Here is a 16,539-nt window from a genome sequence, read left to right on the forward strand (position 1 = left end):
GAGGAGCATAAGGTGACGCAAGAGCAGTATGGCAAGCCGGACCGGATGATTCCGGTCCGCGAGGTGTTCGGCATCGATTCCGGCCTGATGGTGCCGGCCTTCAGCGAGCGCGACGACCACGTACCGGAGATCGACCCGGCCTACCGCTTCCAGCCGGAAGTGACGCTGGCGATCCTGTCCGGTTTCATGCGCGACCGGCGCGTGATGGTGCAGGGGCTGCATGGCAGCGGCAAGTCGACCCATATCGAGCAGGTGGCGGCGCGGCTCAACTGGCCGTGCGTGCGCGTCAACCTGGACGGGCATATCAGCCGGCTCGACCTGGTCGGCAAGGACGCCATCGTCGTGCGCGACGGGCGCCAGGTGACCGAGTTCCAGGAAGGCATCGTGCCGTGGGCGCTGCAGCGGCCGGTGGCGCTGATCTTCGACGAATACGACGCGGGCCGGCCCGACGTGATGTTCGTGATCCAGCGCATCCTGGAGCGCGACGGCAAGTTCACGCTGCTCGACCAGAACCGCGTGATCCGGCCGCATCCGTCGTTCCGGCTGTTCGCCACGTCCAATACCGTGGGGCTCGGCAACGTCAACGGGCTCTATCACGGCACCCAGTTGCTCAATCACGCGCAGATCGACCGCTGGAACGTGGTCGCCACGCTGGACTACCTGCCGCATGAGGAAGAGGCGGGCATCGTGCTGGCGCGCGTGCCCGAGCTTAACAACGACGCCGGCCGCGCGCTGGTCGACGCCATGGTGGCCATGGCGGGGCTGACGCGGCGCGGGTTTGCGGCGGGCGACCTGTCGGCGCTGATGTCGCCGCGCACCGTGATCAGCTGGGCCGAGAACTGCCAGATCTTCCGCGATCCGGGCCTGGCGTTCCGGCTGACCTTCCTGAACAAGTGCGACGAGGCCGAGCGGCCCGTGGTGGCGGAGTATTACCAGCGCTGCTTCGGGCAATTGCCCGGCGACACCGCCGCGGTTGCGGCCGCGTCGGAGTCCGCGCGATGACCGCGGCGTCGGCCACGGCGCCGGCCGCGCAGCTGCGCCGCCGCCAGCGGCAGGACGAGCTCTCCGGCGCCGCCGTGCGCGCGCTGACCGGCGACGCGGCGCTGCATTTCCGCGACGGCCAGCTTTGGCGCGCGATGCGGCCGGTGCCGCAGCATGCGCCGCACCTGCGTACCGATCCCGACACCGACACGGCGGCCTGCCTGCGCGGCGCCGCCGACGGCGCTGCACTGCGGCAGGCGCATTCGGACGCCACGCTGCACCGCGGTTTCTGTCCCACCGACCCGGTCGAGCGCCTGGTCTTTGAACTGCTCGAACAACTGCGCTGCGAGACCCACCTGCCGCGCGGCATGGCCGGCGTGGCAGCGAACCTGCGGCACCGCTTCATGGCGTGGTCGCGCGCGTTCCATCGCTCGGGGCTGACCGAGGGCCATCTCGGCATCCTGCTCTACACCGTCGCGCAGGTGGCGTGGTCGCGCCTGGCCGGCGAGCCGGTGCTCGAAGACACCGAAGACCTGATCGAGGCCACGCGCGCCGCCATCGTCCCGGTGCTGGGCACGGCGCTGGCCGGGCTGCGCGCGCAGCGCCACGACCAGTCCGCGTTTGCCGTGCATGCGCTGGCGCTGGCACGTGCCGTCGCGGACATGGTCCGCAGCGAAGCGCCGCGCGCCGGCGAGAATGACGACAATGCCGTTTCTTCAGCCCGCGCCGGCTTTGCGCTGTGGCTCGATTTCGACGAGCCACCCGCCGAAGCCTTCGCGCTTGCCGACAGCGGCCACAGCCGCGTGCTGGCCGACGCTACCGATGGCTACCGCATCTTCACCACCCGCTACGACCGCGAAGTGCGCGCCGCCACGCTGGTGCGCCGCGCCTTGCTCGACGAATACCGCACGCGCCTCGACGCGCGCATCGCCCGCGCCGGCGTCAACGTGGCGCGGCTGGCCCGCAAGCTGCGCGCCGCGCTGGCACAGCCGCGCGTGGACGGCTGGTCCTTCGGCGAGGAAAGCGGCCGCATCGACGGCCGCCGGCTGGCGCAACTGGTCAGCTCGCCCGCCGAACGGCGCCTGTTCCGCCGCGAAGCGTACAAGGCGCATGCCGATTGCGTGGTGGGCTTCCTGGTGGATTGCTCGGGTTCGATGAAGGCGCGGGCGGAGTCGCTGACATTGCTGCTCGACCTGCTCGCGCGCGCCCTCGACCAGGCCGGCGTGGCCACCGAAGTGCTGGGCTTCACCACGAACGCCTGGAACGGCGGCCGCGCCCGCTCCGACTGGCTCGCGCGCGGCCGTCCGGCGCACCCTGGCCGGCTCAACGAAACCTGTCACATGGTGTTCAAGGATGCCGGGCGCAGCTGGCGCCGTGCGCGTACCGACATGACCGCCTTGCTCAAGGCCGACCTGTTCCGCGAAGGCGTGGATGGCGAGGCGGTGGAGTGGGCCTGCGCGCGGCTGCACGCCACCGGCAAGGCGCGCCGCATCCTGCTGGTGGTGTCCGATGGCAGCCCGATGGATACCGCCACCGGGCTGGCCAACGATGCCTGCTATCTCGACAACCACCTCAAGGCCGTCGTGGCGCGGCACGAAGCGTTGCGTGATGTGGAAGTGCTGGGGCTGGGGGTAGGGCTGGACCTCAGCCCGTATTACCGGCATACGCTGGCGTTGGACCTGTCGCAGCCGGTGGACATGGCGATGCTGGATGAGGTGGCGGGCATGATCGCCGCGCGGCGGCGCTGAGTGCCGCGCGCGCAGCAGGCAGCACGCAAGCAGGATGTGAGCGGGTCTCCGGTGCCGGTGACCCGCTGACTCCTATGCCCTGACTATTACCTGACGCTATGCCTTTTCCACCGCGCGGGCCGCTTCGTCGATCAGGTCGGCCACCGCCCGGGCATGCGATGCCAGCGAAGCATGGCTGGCGTCAAGCGCAATGATCTTCCTCGGCTTCATCCGCTCCGCCATCCGCCGCTGCGCCTCAGGGGGAATCATGCGGTCATCGTTGGATACCTGGTACCAGCTTGGCCTTATCTTCCAGGCGGGCGGGCCTGCCTTGTCTTCGAAACACCTTCCGGCGATGGGCTTTTGCGTGACAGCCATCACCAATGCTTCGGTCTCGCCGAGGTCATCGCCAAAGCTTTCCTTGAACGCGCCGGGATCGAGCCACAGGAAGCCGTCCTTGTCAGGGCGGATATGCGCCGCGCCGGCGGGTGCCGCCTGTTGCGCAAAGATGCTGCCGAGACTCTCGCCCTCGTCCGGCGCGAACGCGGCGATATAGACCAGGCCCGCCACGTTCGGGGTGTGGCCGGCGCCGCTGATCACGGCTCCGCCGTAGGAATGCCCGACCAGCAGGACCGGGCCGTCCTGTGCCGCCGCCAGCCTGGCGGTGCGATCGATATCGTCCGCGAGCCCGGTCAGGGGATTTTGCACCGCCGCAATGTGATAGCCCCTGGCGTGAAGCAACGGGATGACTTCCCGCCAGTGCGAGGCATCTCCCCAGGCACCATGCACCAGCACGATGTTGACGCTGTTCTTGGCCATGAAACTCTCCTTTCGGCAATCATGGGAAGCGGAAGGCCGCGAGGCGAGGCGTTCGCCGCGGCCCGGTCATCCGATAGTAGGCGGAATCGGGGCCAGCGGCGTGAAATACGCAGTCGGAGAGTGGGTGGCGCGCGACGGGTGCAGTGCAGCGCTGTGCTCAGGCGCGCGCTGCCTCCCTGGGCTGCCACGACACCGCAATATCGCCTTCGATAAACGTCTGGCAAGCCAGCCGGAAGCCGGTCGCAAGCTCTTCTTCCGTCAGCAGTTTCTTTTCCTTCGGCTTGACCGCGTCGGTATGCTCGCGGCCCTTGTCGATGCGGCACTTGCAGGTGCCGCACAGGCCGCCGCCACACTTGAAGGGGATGCCGCCCTGCTCGCGCAGCGACACGCGCAGCAGGTTGCTGTTGACCGGCGCGCTGACCGTTTTGCCGTGGTTGGTGAGGAAGGTGATCTGGATCATGGCGATGAATGCGTAGCGTGCGGGCGTGATGCCTCAGGTCCGGCCGCCCACGGCGACGGGCGTGGGCACGAGGGCGATGTCCATGCTGCCGAAGCTGGCCAACTGGCGCAGCGCGGCGCGGGCGGCTTCCAGCGTGGCGTACTTGTCGAGGAATTTGGTCGATACCAGGTTGACGATGCCGGGCGGGGTTTCCTCCTGCACCCGTACCTTGGTGTCGGCCGCCAGCTCGGCGATGATGAAGCGTGCCGTGCGCTTGCCGTAGAACACGTAGTCGTACGCTTCGACCGCGGTCATGCCATCGGTCGGTTCGGTGCGGAACTGGCCGGGGCGGCTCGTGAGCAGCACGAACATGTCAGGCCCCCGCGCCGGCCGTGGCCGGGGGGGCGGGCGCAGTGGCAGGCAGGTCGTCCTGCGCCAGCTCGATGTCATGCTCGATCCACAGCTGGCACGCCAGCCGGTAACCCTGGTCGAGCCGTTCGCCGAGTTGCTTTTTTTCCTTCCAGTTAGGCGGTGGCAAGTGCCCGGCGCCGGCGATCACGCGGCAGGCGCACTTGGAGCATTTGCCCATGCCGCACTCGTAGCGCAGGTTGGGGTAGGGGAACTGCCGGATGCCGGCGCGGACGACCAGGTTGGTCTGGGGTTTGACCTCGTCGACGAAGGTCTCGCCGTGCTTGTGGAAAGTGACGTGAGGCATGTTCGGTTTGGGGTGAGTCAGTGAAATCCGTCTGCCGCGGCGGTACTTGCGGCGCCTACGACCACAGCACCATCGCCGCCACCGTGGAGCAGCACAGCCCGATCATCACCGGGAGCAGCAGCGCGCGCACCGCTTCCAGCACCGGCACCCGGGCGAAGCCGGCCACCGCGATCAGCGACGACCACGCAATCAGCGTGCCGCCACCGGTCCAGACCGCGCCCATCTGGCCAACGGCTGCCAGCGTGGCCGGGTCGAAGCCGACCACCGGGCCGAGCGCGCCCGCCAGCGTGCCGGTCAGCGGCAGGCCCGCGAAACCGGAGCCGTCGATGCCGGTGATCATGCCGACCAGCAGCACGCCGAAGGCGACCAGCATGTGGTTGTCCGGGATCATGTGCTGGTAGGCCTGGATCAGTTCGAACAGCAGGCTCGGCGCCTTGCCCGGCGGCAGGCCCAGGATCTGCGCGGCGGTTTCGCCGGCGCCGACGAAGAAGAAGCCGGCGATCGGCAGCACCGAGCCCATCGCCTTGAAGGCAAAGACGAAGCCGTCGGTGATGTGCTCCGGGCAGACGTCGAGCATGCGGCGCGGACCTTCGGCCGCCAGCGTCGCCAGCATCATCAGCACCGCCGCGACGCCGCCGACCAGGGCGGCCGCGTCGCCGCCCTTGAGATCCTGCACGCCGGCGCCGAGCTTGGGCAGCACCATCACGGCGACCACGGCGAGGAAGGCAATCGGCGTCACGATGGCGAAGCACTTCGACCACTTCACCCGGCGCCTCGCGACCATCGACAGGCTTGCCTCGATATTGCTGTCGGTGGCAAGCGGTTCGGTGTGGGCGGTGCCTTTGGCGATCTCTGCCTTGTCGAAGGTGATGCCGCCGTCGATCGCCTCTGCGGTGCCGCCGGCCTGCGCCTGCCAGCGGTCGAGCAGCGTGCCGCAGGCCGGCACGATGTGCTTGCGCATCGACAGGTACGCCAGGCACAGCGCAATGCTGCCGGTGATGATCGATAGCGCCAGCGCGCGGTCGGCCACCACCGCGGCGCTGACTGCAGCACCGGCGGCCTTGGCGCTGATGCCGGGCGCGACGCCGATCACGTAGTCCGACGACAACGCCATGCCTTGCCCGGCGATGGCGATCGCCATCGCGCCCGCCAGCGGCGGCAGCCCCGCCGCGATCGCGGCCGGCAGCAGGATGGCCGAGACCAGCGGCACGGCCGGCGTCGGCCAGAAGAACAGCGAGATGACGTAGGTGATGCCCGCCAGGATGAAGAAGGCCGAATGCCCGTTCTTCATCACCACGCGGAAGGGCTCGACCATGCGGATATCGGAGCGCAGCGTCTTGAGCGCATTGAGCAGCGCCGTCATGAAGGCGATCACCAGGAAGATATTGAACAGCTCCTTGGCGGCAACCAGGCTCGCGGAAAACACTCCGCCCAGTGCCGACACCGGACTTCCGGTCAGCGCAAAGACGACCAGGGCGGTGCCGACGATCGACGGGACGACAACATTGGCGCGCAGGATCATCGTCAGCACGATGACTGCTACCCCTGACAGATAGATCCAGTGCGCGGCACCGATCACGACTTGTTGTGACATGAAGACTCCCTGGGGGCGGAGGGTTTGTGGGGGCGGATTCATCGGGCTGCGCTGCACCCGTTTCGGTATACTATATTCCGGTGCACCTTCGCGCCAAGCGATTTCACATCCGGACTTACTCCTAGGCGAAGACAGTGCAGGGTCGCCGCAGACCGCACATTTATTGGGAATGTGGACGACTCGCAGTCCTTCTCATGGTGCATGAACGATCAATTCGGTTGCTCGGCATCACATCTACATGTAGACTGTATACCATTAGAGATCGATTTCGGAGGGCAAGCGAGCAAGATGAGCGGGATGCCCGCGTTCCCGAGCGATGCGGCCATGCCACCCCGGCCGTCCGGCTGTTCCCGCCACCATCACTTCCGCCATGCCCGATCCGTTGCTCTCGCTGCTGCCCGCCGGCCTGTCCGTCCCGGCCTACCTGTCGATGGGAGCGCTCATCCTGGCGGGCGCCTGCCTGCAGGGCGTGGGCGGGATCGGCTTTGCCATGCTGTCGGCGCCGCTGGGCGCGATCTGTTTCCCGGACCTGGTGCCGGGGCCGCTGCTGGCGATGGGCTGCTGCCTGTCGCTGATGGGCGCCTTGCGCGAGCGCGAGGCCATCGTCTGGGACATCGCCGGCTTTGCGCTGGCCGGTCGTGCGCTGGGCGGGGCCGCGGCGGTGCTGACCATCGCATGGCTGGCGCCGGGACCGCTGGCGCTGCTGTTCTCGCTGTCGATCCTCGCCGCCGTGGCGCTGAGCCTGCTCGGCTGGCGCCTGCTGCCTACCACGCGCAACGTGGTGGTTGCGGGGACACTGTCCGGCTTCATGGGGACCATCACCTCGGCCGGCGCACCGCCGTTCGCGCTGGTCATGCAGCACATGGCGCCGGCGCCGTTGCGCGCGACCATGGGCTGCATCTTGTCCGGCGGCGCCGTGCTGTCGCTCGCCATGCTGGCGCTGGCGGGGCGCTTCGGCATGCCGCAACTGGTGCTGGCACTGGCGCTCGCACCGTTCCTGCTGGCCGGCTTCGCGCTATCGAACCGGCTGCGCGGTCGCATTTCTCCCACTGCAGTGCGCCGGTTGTTGCTGGGCCTGTGCGCGGCCGGCGCGCTGGGCGTGCTCGGCCGCGTGGCCATTGCCTGACACCGCCGCGCCCGCTGCGCTTCCGATTTCCTCGCTTTCCAGGCCAACCCAACCAGCGGAGTTTCCATGCAGCACATCACAGACGCGATGATCGATGCCCACGTCACCCCGGAAGATGCCCGGCAGGTCATGGAGGCGGCGTTTTCCAGCTTCGGGCGCGGCGACGCCGCGATGCAGGAGCGCATCCGCACCGAGGCCGGCGGCGTCAAGCTGTCAACGCTGGGAGCGGTGATCCCGCGGCAGGGCGTGGCGGGGGCCAAGGTCTACACCACCATCAACGGCCAGTTCTCCTTTGTCATCCTGATCTTCTCGACCGAAGACGGCCGCCCGCTCGCCTCGTTCGACGCCGGCGCCATCACGCGCCTGCGCACGGCGGCCTGCACCACGCTGGCGGCGCAGCGGCTGGCCCGTCCCGGCGCGCGCACGCTGGCTTTGTTCGGCGCCGGCACGCAGGGCGTGCAGCACGCGCAGCAGCTCAGCGCCACGCTGGCGCTGGAACGCATCCTGGTGTCCGATCCGCACGCGGACGCCGGCATGCCCGCGCGGCTATCGGCGCTGTGCGGCATCCCGGTCGCGCTGGCCGAGCCCGATGCCGCGGTGGCCGAGGCCGACATCATCGTCACGGCCTCGCGCGCGACCACACCGCTGTTCGCCGGCACGTCGATCCGGCCGGGCGCCTTCGTGGCGGCCATCGGCTCCAGCCTGCCGCACACGCGCGAACTGGATGACGCCGCGCTGCGCCGCGCCGCCGCGGTGGTGGTGGAGTGGCGGCCGCAATCGACCCGCGAGGCCGGCGATATCGTGCTGGCCGATCCCCAGGCGCTGCCGGCGCAGAAGATCGTCGAACTGGCTGACGTCGTGCTCGGCAAGGTGTCGCCAAGGCAGCACGAGGGCAGCGAGGGCGACATCGTGATCTACAAGTCGGTCGGCGTGGGGCTGGAAGACGTGGCGCTGGCTGGTTTCGCCTGGTCGCGCATCGCGGGCGGGGTGGAGCGCTGCGCCGCCTGAGCGCATCGATCGCTACAGCGCCGGGTAAACACTGACGTGATTAGTCAACAAGGCTCTTGTCGTCGCTGATTGACTGTATATAGTATACAAATATGTCGCGGCCGATCCGCCTACGAGCCCGCCACGGCATCCATCCCACCGAATCGCCCCACATCGCCAACCAGGAGCCCCCGTCATGGCCGAACTGATGAACCGCGAAGATTTCCGTGCCGCCCTTGAAGAAGCCATCAAAGGCAAAAGCGCCAACAAGGCGCCGTTCAGCGTGGCCTGGGCCAGCGGCAAGCTGACCCGCGCCCATCTCGCGCGCTGGGCCGAGAACCACTATCACTACGTTGGCCCGTTCGCGGATTACCTGGGCTACATCTACGCCCGCACGCCGGACCGCTACACCGAAGCCAAGGATTTCCTGCTCGCCAACATGTACGAGGAAGAGATCGGCGGCGACCGCCACACTGACCTGCTGATCCGCTTTGCCGAAGCCTGCGGCACCACGCGCGAGCGCGTGATCGACCCGGACAACATGTCGCCCACCACGCGCGGCCTGCAGAGCTGGTGCTATGCGGTGGCCATGCGCGAGGATCCGATCGTGGCGGTGGCCGGCCTGGTGGTCGGGCTGGAGTCGCAGGTGCCGTCGATCTACCGCAAGCAGACGCCGACGCTGCGCGACAAGTACCAGTTCACGGACGAAGAGGTCGAGTTCTTCGACCTGCATATCGTCTCGGACGAGATTCACGGCGAGCGCGGCTACCAGATCGTGCTGGAGCATGCCAACACGCCGGAGCTGCAGCAGCGCTGCCTGAAGATCTGCGAAATCGGCGCGCAGATGCGCCTGCTGTACACGACCGCGCTCTACCACGACTACGTCGAGAAGGAGCTGCCGCTGCCAGAACTCGACATGGCTGCCTGAGCGCCGCCACGCAACGGGATCGACGATGACCGTATTCCTGAACCATATCGACGGCGAATGGACGGCCTGCCAGTCGGGCCGCACCTTCGACAACGTCAACCCGGCCGACACGGCCGACATCGTGGGCCGCTTCCAGGCGTCGTCCGTGGTCGATGCGCAGGCGGCCGTCGCTGCGGCGGCGGCCGCATTTGCCGGCTGGAGAAAGACCCCGGTCGGCAAGCGCGCCGCCATCCTCAACCGCGCCGCGGAGCACCTGGAAGCCAACGCCGACAGCATCGCCGCCGAGCTGACCCGCGAGGAAGGCAAGGCGCTGGCGCTGGCGCGCGACGAGGTGCTGCGCTCGGCCCAGACGCTGCGCTTCTATGCCGTGGAAGGGCAGACCTTCACCGGCGAGGTGTTTCCGAACGACGACCCTGACCAGCTCGTCTACAGCCAGCGTGAGCCGCTGGGCGTGGTGACGGTGATCGCGCCGTGGAATTTCCCGGTGTCGATCCCCGCGCGCAAGATCGCGCCGGCGCTGGTGACCGGCAATACAGTGGTGTTCAAGCCGTCGTCCGAGGCACCGCTGTCGGGCTACCGGCTGGCCGAGGCGCTGGTCAAGGCCGGGCTGCCCAAGGGCGTGCTGAACTTCATCACCGGCAGCGCCGCCGAGATTGGCGCAACCATCACCGAAGCGCCGGCCGTGCGCGCAATCTCGTTCACCGGCTCGTCGCGCGCCGGCGAGCAGATCCATCGCGCCGTGCCGCTGACCACGCGCACGCAGATGGAGCTGGGCGGCAAGAACCCGCTGATCGTGATGGAAGACGCCGACCTGGATCGCGCCGTCGACCTGACCGTCAAGGGCGGGTTCTCGCTGTCGGGGCAGGCGTGCACGGGCACCAGCCGCGTCCTGGTTGCCGAGTCGGTCAAGGCCGCGTACACCGAGCGCCTGCTGGCGAAGGTCGCCGCGCTCAAGGTCGGCAGCGGCATGACGCCGGGGATGGATCTTGGGCCGCTGGCCTCGCAAAAGCAGCTGGAGACCGTGCTGCGCTACATCGACATCGGCAAGTCCGAGGCGACGCTGCTGTGCGGCGGTGCGCGCCTGACCGGCGGCGACTTCGACAGGGGCTACTACGTCGCGCCGACGGTATTCACCGACGTGACGCAACCGATGCGGATCGCGCGCGAGGAGATCTTCGGGCCGGTGATCGCCATCATCGGCTTCACCGATTACGCCGACGCCATTGCTAAGGCCAACGATACCGAGTACGGCCTGGCCGCGGCCATCGTCACCGGCAATCCGCGCTACATCCACCACTTCGCAACCGACATCGAGGCGGGCACGGTCAAGATCAACCGCACCACCACCGGCAACCTGGTCAATGCGCCGTTCGGCGGGGTCAAGCGGTCGAGCACTTCGACCTTCCGTGAGTCGGGCCGCACCGGGCTGGAGTTCTATACGCAGGTCAAGACGGTCTACCGGGGCGTCTGAGCCCGGCCGTCGCAAGGAGTCATACCAATGAAGAAAGCCATCAAGCTGGAACTGCGCGAAGCGCGCCACATGGTTGCCGCGGCGATCCGGCGCTCGGAGGAAATCGGCGTGCTGGAGTCGATCTGCGTGGTCGACGAAGGCGGCTATCCGCTCGCGCTCGAACGCATGGACGGCGCCCGCATCACCGGGCCGCAGATCGCGTGGAACAAGGCGTTCACCGCCGCGGGCCACAAGCGCTCTACCCACCTGTTCACCACGCCACCCAACGGGCCGGCGCTGCCGGGCAACGAGGCGTTTGGCATCCAGTGGAGCTTTGAGGGCAAGTTCGCCGCATTCGTCGGCGGCTTTCCGATCGTGGTCAATGACGAGGTGATCGGCGGTATCGGCCTGTCGGGCGGCAACGGCGAGCAGGACACGCAGGCCGGCCTGGCCGCGCTGCAGGCGCTGGCCGAGTTGCTGGCGCCGCAGGAGCTGAAGGTGCTGGTGCAGGCCGACATCAAGAAGTAAGTACAAGTCCGTCTCAGCGGAGGTTCCATGTCGTACCGCATCCAGATCGCCGAAACCCAGCAGGTCTTTTTTGTCGAGCGCGGCGAGACGTTGCTGCAGGCAGCACAGCGCGCCAGCATCGCCTTGCCGCACGACTGCCAGTTGGGCGGCTGCGGCACCTGCCGCATCCGCCTGCTCGACGGGCAGGTGCGGTACGACGAAGAACCGTTTGGACTGGCGCCAGACGAGGCCGCCGCCGGCTTCGCGCTGGCGTGCCAGGCGCAGCCGCTGGCGGACCTGGTCATCAGCACCGCACGCGAGGACGAGGCCTGCGCCGAGCCCGCGCGGCATCGCGCGGTGGTGCAGGCGGTGCGCCCGCTGTCGGCGGACGTCATGCACGTCGAGCTGGAAGTGCCGGACGCAGGCGCGCTGGACTATCGGCCCGGCCAGTACCTGAAGCTGCGGAGTGCCGACGGGCTCGCGCGCAGTTTTTCAATGGCATCGGTGCCGCGGGACGGGCGCGTCGATTTGCACGTGCGGCGCATTCCGGGTGGTGCCTTTACCGACGGCGTCCTGCCGCGCATGAAGGCTGGCGATGCGATCGACGTCGAACTGCCCCTTGGCAACTTCTTCTACCGCGCGCGGGATTACCGGCCGCTGCTGATGGTGGCCACCGGCACCGGACTGGCCCCGATCAAGGCGATCCTGGAATCGCTGATGGACGATCCCGATTGCCCGCCGGTGTCGCTGTACTGGGGCATGCGCCAGGCGCAGGACTTGTACCTGCACGGCGACATCCCGGCATGGGGCGAACGGCTCTACGAGTTCCAGTACGTCCCCGTGCTGTCGCGCGCCGGTGAGGATTGGCAGGGCAGGCGCGGCTACGTGCACGATGCGGCGCTGGCCGATCTTGGCGACCTGAGCGAACACGCCATCTACCTGTGCGGCTCGCCCGACATGATCCGTGACGCCCGTGCCGCTTTCCTGGCGCGCGGGGCCAGCCCGGATCACATCTACGCGGACAGCTTTACCTTCCAGCACCTTTGTTAAGACATAGGGTATGCAAGAATCGGCTGGTATACAATGACGCCAGCCTTTCGCTTACGCCTCTGCCGATCCCATGTCCCTCACTCCGTCTTCCGCCGCGCCCGCCGAGCCGCTGAGCCTCGGTGCCAGCCACTCGCCGCTGTTCGCCCTTGTCACCGACAAGCTGCGCGAAGGCATCCTGAACGGCAAGTACGCGCCAGGCGAGCGGCTGGTAGAAAACAAGCTGTCGGCGGAACTGGGCGTATCGCGCATCCCGGTGCGCGAGGCGCTGCGCGCGCTGGCCAGCGAGGGGCTGGTGCAGATCGAACCGCGCCGCGGCGCGACGGTGGCCAGCCTGTCGCCGGTGATCGCGCGCGAGATGGTGGAGGTGCGCGCCACGCTGGAGGGGCTCAACGCCAAGCTCGCTGCGCAGCGGCGCGACCCGGCGCTGGTGGCGGAACTGGAAACCGTGCTGCGCCACGGCATGGAGGCCGCCGCACAGGGCCGCGCGGATGAGTTGCTCGCGCTCAATACCCGCTTCCATGAGGTGCTCGGCACCATCGCCGCCAACAGCGTGCTGCAGGAAATGATGCGATCGCTGCGCGAGCGCACCGCGGTGCTGTTTGGCCCGGCCAACGTGGTGCGGGCGCGCCAGAACTGGGACGAGCACGCCCAGATCCTGCAGGCCGTGATCGCCGGCGACGCGGATCTTGCCGCGCTGCTGGCCGCGCGCCATGTCTATAGCGCCGCCAAGGCGGCCGACCTGCCGGTGGACGGACAGGGCACGGCGCAGGCGGCCTGAGCGAAGGCGGCGCCCGCCGCCGTGCCTGTGGGCGACGGATGTTTCCTGAGTTCCGCGTTGCCATTGCATGCCCGGCAACAGGGCATTGCATGCCCTCATATGACGCACTGCACCAAGAGTGTGTATACTGTAGGCATTCAAGGTCACGGAATTTACCATGCAGTCGCCTGAGCAACGCTATCTTTCGCAACCCGTGGGTCAGCAACTGCTGCGCCACTTTGCAGCGCGAGACGCCGTGCGCCACGCCTCGCCCCTGATGCCGCTGCGCCTGCGCGATATCGGCCGCTTCTTCCAGGCACTGGGCGGCCGCGCGCCCCGGCGCGGTCATTGCTGATCCAGCCTGAATGACGGGCGGCGCATCGCGCCGCACCTGGCCTGTTTCATCCTGGCTCGCGTTCTGCGAGCCGTCCCTCCCCGCATAGTCGATCCCCTCGCGCCGCCAGCGGTGGTGCCCGCGCGCACTTTCGCCTTGCACTGCGCGCAAGTTGGAATATAGTATACCAACGCTATCGCAGTCCCTGAGCCCCTGATAAAGCCCCATCCGTGCCGAACCGCGCGGATAACGACAAGGAGCCGATGTGAACCTGCCCGACTGGACAACCGGCGGCTTTCCGCCGCTATGGGAGGTGGCACACCGGCTCGCCGGCGGCACGGTTTCATCGGAGGAGCTCGTAGACGCCTGCGAGGCGGCCTGGCAGCAATGGCACGGCGCCATCAACGCGCTGGTGCTGACGGATTTCAGCGCCGCCCGCGCCGCGGCGCGCGACAGCGACCGGCGCCGTCGCACCGGGCAGGCGCGCGGCGTTCTCGACGGCGTGCCGTTCTCGGTCAAGGAATCGTTCGACGTCACCGGCTGGCCGACCACCTGCGGCAATCCCGCCCTGCGCGGGCATGCGGCCCAGCGCGATGCCATGGTGGTGCAACGGCTGCGCGATGCCGGCGCGATCCTGCTCGGCAAGACCAACGTCCCGCTTGGCCTGCGCGACTGGCAGAGCTACAACGCCATCTACGGCACCACCCGCAATCCGCACGATCCGTCCCGTACGCCGGGCGGCTCGTCCGGCGGCAGCGCGGCGGCGGTCTGCGCGGGTTTGTCGTTCTTCGATGTGGGTTCCGACATTGGGTCCTCGCTGCGCAACCCGGCGCATTACTGCGGCATCTTCTCGCTCAAGCCCAGCCACGGCCTGGTGCCGTTGGTGGGCCACGGGACCGGCGCAGCCCGCTTCGGGGAACAGGACATCAATGTCGCCGGCCCGCTGGCGCGCAGCGCGCGGGACCTGGAACTGGTGCTGCGCGCGATCGCGGGCCCGGCCGGCGACGAGGCGTTGCCATACCCGTTGCCATACCGCTTGCAGTTGCCGGAATGCCCGCACCGCCAACTCTGCGACTTCCGCGTTGCCGTGCTGCCTACCCATGCCCAGGCGGAAGCCGACGGCGAGGTTGCCGGGCGGATCGAACAGCTCGGGCACTGGCTGGCCGGCAAGGGCGCCCGCGTCGACTGGCATGTGCGGCCCGACTTCGACGCCCACGAGCTATGGCATGTTTATGTGACGCTGTTGCGCGCCACCACCTCTGTGCACATGGACGACGCCGCGTTTGCCGATGCGCTGGCCCGCAGCGCAACCGCCGCGGCGGGCGATCATGACTATGAAACCCTGCAGTACACCGGCGCGACGCTGAGCCACCGTGACTGGCTGCGCCTGCAGGTCGTGCGCGAACGCTTTGCGGCCGCCTGGCGCAGCTTCTTCACCGGCTACGACGTGCTGCTATGCCCGGCCGCGGCCACCACGGCATTTCCCCTGAACGAGGCGGGCGAGCCGTGGCAGCGCACCATCACCGTCAACGGCCGCCCGCAGCCGATGACCACGCAGCTGTTCTGGGCCGGCCATTCCGGGCTGTGCGGCCTGCCTTCGGCCGTCGCGCCAATCGGGCCGGGCACCAGCGGCCTGCCGGTCGGCGTGCAGATCGTCGCCGGCCGCTACCAGGATCTCACGGCCTTGCGTTTTGCCAGCCTGCTGGAGGAAGCGGGCCATGCCTGCCGGCCGCCGCCACAGCCTGCCGCCTTGCCGGCGGGCCAACACAATTAACCACACCACGTCACACCACCACAGGGGAGGGAATCATGTTCGATTGGTTCCGTGATTTGTCGCGCATGGAGCGCAAGGGTTTCTATGGCGCGTTCCTGGGACATGCCGTCGACGTGTTCGACTTCATGATCTATTCCTTCCTCATCTCCACGCTGCTGGGGCAGTGGGGCATGAGCAAATCCACGGCGGGCGCCATCGTCACGTGGACGCTGGTGTCGTCGCTGGTCGGCGCGATCGGCGCCGGTATCCTGGCCGACCGCTACGGGCGTGTGCGCGTGCTGCGCTGGACCATCATCGTGTTCGCGGGTGCCTGCTTCCTGTGCGGGCTGGCGCAGTCGCCAGAGCAGCTGATGCTGTTCCGCATGATCCAGGGGCTGGGGTTCGGAGGCGAGTCGTCGCTGTGCATGGTGCTGGTGACGGAGATGATCCGCAACCCGGCGCACCGCGGCAAATACTCGGGCTTTACCGCGAGCAGCTATTCCTTCGGCTGGGGCGCGGCGGCGATCGTGTATGCGATCACCTTCAGCGTGCTGCCGGCGGAGACGGCATGGCGCGTCTGCTTCTTCCTCGGCATCCTGCCGGCGCTGGTGGTGATCTACCTGCGCCGCAACCTGGAGGAGCCGGAGATCTTCCTGAAGAGCCGCGCGGCAGGCCGGCAAGGCTCGGCGCTGGCCGGGCTCGGCCGGTTGTTCCGCGGGCCGCTGCTGTCGAAGACGCTGCTGTGCAGCCTGCTTTCGGGCGGCATGCTCGGGGCTTACTACGCCATTGCCACGTGGCTGCCGACCTTCCTCAAGACCGAGCGTGGCCTGTCGGTGTTCGGCACCAGTTCCTACCTGACGGTCACCATCATCGGTTCATTGATCGGGTACGTGGCCGGCGCATATGCCACCGACCGCTGGGGCCGGCGGCTGACCTACATCGTGTTCGCAGCGGGCGCGTTCGTGGCCGCGCTGGTCTACATGGTGATCCCGGTGTCGAACACGTCAATGCTGTTCCTGGGATTCCCGCTGGGGGTGTTGATGCAGGGGGTGTTCGCGGGCATCGGTGCAACCATCTCCGAGTCCTATCCCAACGATATCCGCGCGACGGGCTATGGCGTCTCGTACAACGCCGGCCGCGTGATCGGCTCGCTGTTCCCGCTGTCGGTCGGGTGGCTGAGTTCGGGGCACACCTCGTTGCCGAGCGCGATCGCGATCGTGGCCGGAGTCGGCTATGCGATGGTCGTGGTCGCCGCCGTGCTGCTGCCGGAAACCACCGGCATGGACCTGGGCCAGGCCGGCGGCAGCGGAGAGAAGGAGGACGTCGCGCCGCTGGCGCAGCCGGCGGGGACGGCCGCCTGAACGCGTGGGGA

17 protein-coding genes are annotated in these 16,539 nt (G+C 68.2%); 12 read left to right on the forward strand and 5 right to left on the reverse strand.

Annotation, left to right across the window (positions count from 1 at the left end):
• The first annotated feature begins 12 nt into the window (after window positions 1-12).
• Window positions 13-1,002, forward strand: a complete 990-nt coding sequence (locus ACIP1U_RS17235; protein WP_400316964.1) for an AAA family ATPase — start codon at window positions 13-15, stop codon at window positions 1,000-1,002.
• A complete protein-coding gene (locus tag ACIP1U_RS17240) occupies window positions 999-2,729 on the forward strand; it encodes a cobalt chelatase (protein WP_400316966.1) in 1,731 nt (576 codons plus the stop codon). The genes ACIP1U_RS17235 and ACIP1U_RS17240 overlap by 4 nt, the downstream gene beginning before the upstream one ends.
• A 96-nt stretch (window positions 2,730-2,825) precedes the next feature.
• Here the strand turns inward: ACIP1U_RS17240 and ACIP1U_RS17245 are convergent, their stop codons facing one another.
• From ACIP1U_RS17245 to ACIP1U_RS17265, 5 genes are all read right to left on the reverse strand, one after another.
• Window positions 2,826-3,527, reverse strand: a complete 702-nt coding sequence (locus tag ACIP1U_RS17245) for an alpha/beta hydrolase (protein WP_400316968.1) — start codon at window positions 3,525-3,527, stop codon at window positions 2,826-2,828.
• A gap of 157 nt (window positions 3,528-3,684) precedes the next feature.
• On the reverse strand, window positions 3,685-3,987 hold the full coding sequence (locus tag ACIP1U_RS17250; protein WP_400316970.1) for a 2Fe-2S iron-sulfur cluster-binding protein: 303 nt from the start codon (window positions 3,985-3,987) through the stop codon (window positions 3,685-3,687).
• 33 nt (window positions 3,988-4,020) lie between these two features.
• Window positions 4,021-4,338, reverse strand: coding sequence for a ferredoxin (locus tag ACIP1U_RS17255; RefSeq protein ID WP_400316972.1), 318 nt, complete (start codon window positions 4,336-4,338; stop codon window positions 4,021-4,023).
• Between the two features lies 1 nt (window position 4,339).
• Window positions 4,340-4,681, reverse strand: a complete 342-nt coding sequence (locus ACIP1U_RS17260) for a 2Fe-2S iron-sulfur cluster-binding protein (RefSeq protein WP_400316974.1) — start codon at window positions 4,679-4,681, stop codon at window positions 4,340-4,342.
• 55 nt (window positions 4,682-4,736) lie between these two features.
• Window positions 4,737-6,275, reverse strand: a complete 1,539-nt coding sequence (locus ACIP1U_RS17265; RefSeq protein ID WP_400316975.1) for a hypothetical protein — start codon at window positions 6,273-6,275, stop codon at window positions 4,737-4,739.
• 370 nt (window positions 6,276-6,645) lie between these two features.
• On the opposite strand from ACIP1U_RS17265, the gene ACIP1U_RS17270 reads away from it, so the two are divergent.
• The 10 genes from ACIP1U_RS17270 to ACIP1U_RS17315 all read left to right on the forward strand — a co-directional run bounded on the left by ACIP1U_RS17270 (window position 6,646) and on the right by ACIP1U_RS17315 (window position 16,528).
• Entirely contained in the window at window positions 6,646-7,401 is a 756-nt protein-coding gene (locus tag ACIP1U_RS17270) for a TSUP family transporter (RefSeq protein ID WP_400316977.1), read from the forward strand.
• A gap of 66 nt (window positions 7,402-7,467) precedes the next feature.
• Window positions 7,468-8,409 (forward strand): ornithine cyclodeaminase family protein, encoded by a 942-nt coding sequence (locus ACIP1U_RS17275; RefSeq protein WP_400316979.1) that lies wholly within the window; start codon window positions 7,468-7,470, stop codon window positions 8,407-8,409.
• A gap of 175 nt (window positions 8,410-8,584) precedes the next feature.
• Complete coding sequence (locus ACIP1U_RS17280; protein ID WP_115690573.1) at window positions 8,585-9,316, forward strand: TenA family transcriptional regulator; 732 nt, start codon at window positions 8,585-8,587, stop codon at window positions 9,314-9,316.
• A 25-nt stretch (window positions 9,317-9,341) separates the two neighbouring features.
• The gene (locus ACIP1U_RS17285; protein WP_400316981.1) at window positions 9,342-10,787 is read left to right on the forward strand and encodes an aldehyde dehydrogenase family protein; all 1,446 of its coding nucleotides are present in this window, start codon (window positions 9,342-9,344) and stop codon (window positions 10,785-10,787) included.
• Between the two features lie 27 nt (window positions 10,788-10,814).
• Complete coding sequence (locus tag ACIP1U_RS17290; protein ID WP_400316984.1) at window positions 10,815-11,294, forward strand: heme-binding protein; 480 nt, start codon at window positions 10,815-10,817, stop codon at window positions 11,292-11,294.
• Between the two features lie 27 nt (window positions 11,295-11,321).
• Window positions 11,322-12,323, forward strand: coding sequence for a 2Fe-2S iron-sulfur cluster-binding protein (locus tag ACIP1U_RS17295; protein ID WP_400316987.1), 1,002 nt, complete (start codon window positions 11,322-11,324; stop codon window positions 12,321-12,323).
• A gap of 70 nt (window positions 12,324-12,393) precedes the next feature.
• Window positions 12,394-13,101 carry a GntR family transcriptional regulator gene (locus ACIP1U_RS17300; protein ID WP_400316989.1) on the forward strand — a complete coding sequence of 236 codons (708 nt, stop codon included), beginning with the start codon at window positions 12,394-12,396 and terminating at the stop codon, window positions 13,099-13,101.
• Between the two features lie 157 nt (window positions 13,102-13,258).
• Window positions 13,259-13,435, forward strand: a complete 177-nt coding sequence (locus ACIP1U_RS17305) for a hypothetical protein (RefSeq protein ID WP_400316991.1) — start codon at window positions 13,259-13,261, stop codon at window positions 13,433-13,435.
• 244 nt (window positions 13,436-13,679) lie between these two features.
• Window positions 13,680-15,188, forward strand: coding sequence for an amidase (locus ACIP1U_RS17310; RefSeq protein ID WP_400316993.1), 1,509 nt, complete (start codon window positions 13,680-13,682; stop codon window positions 15,186-15,188).
• 35 nt (window positions 15,189-15,223) lie between these two features.
• A complete protein-coding gene (locus tag ACIP1U_RS17315) occupies window positions 15,224-16,528 on the forward strand; it encodes an MFS transporter (RefSeq protein ID WP_400316995.1) in 1,305 nt (434 codons plus the stop codon).
• Window positions 16,529-16,539: the final 11 nt, after the last annotated feature.

Origin of the sequence: Cupriavidus sp. NPDC089707 (assembly GCF_044748965.1) — a bacterium.
Lineage (GTDB): Bacteria > Pseudomonadota > Gammaproteobacteria > Burkholderiales > Burkholderiaceae > Cupriavidus.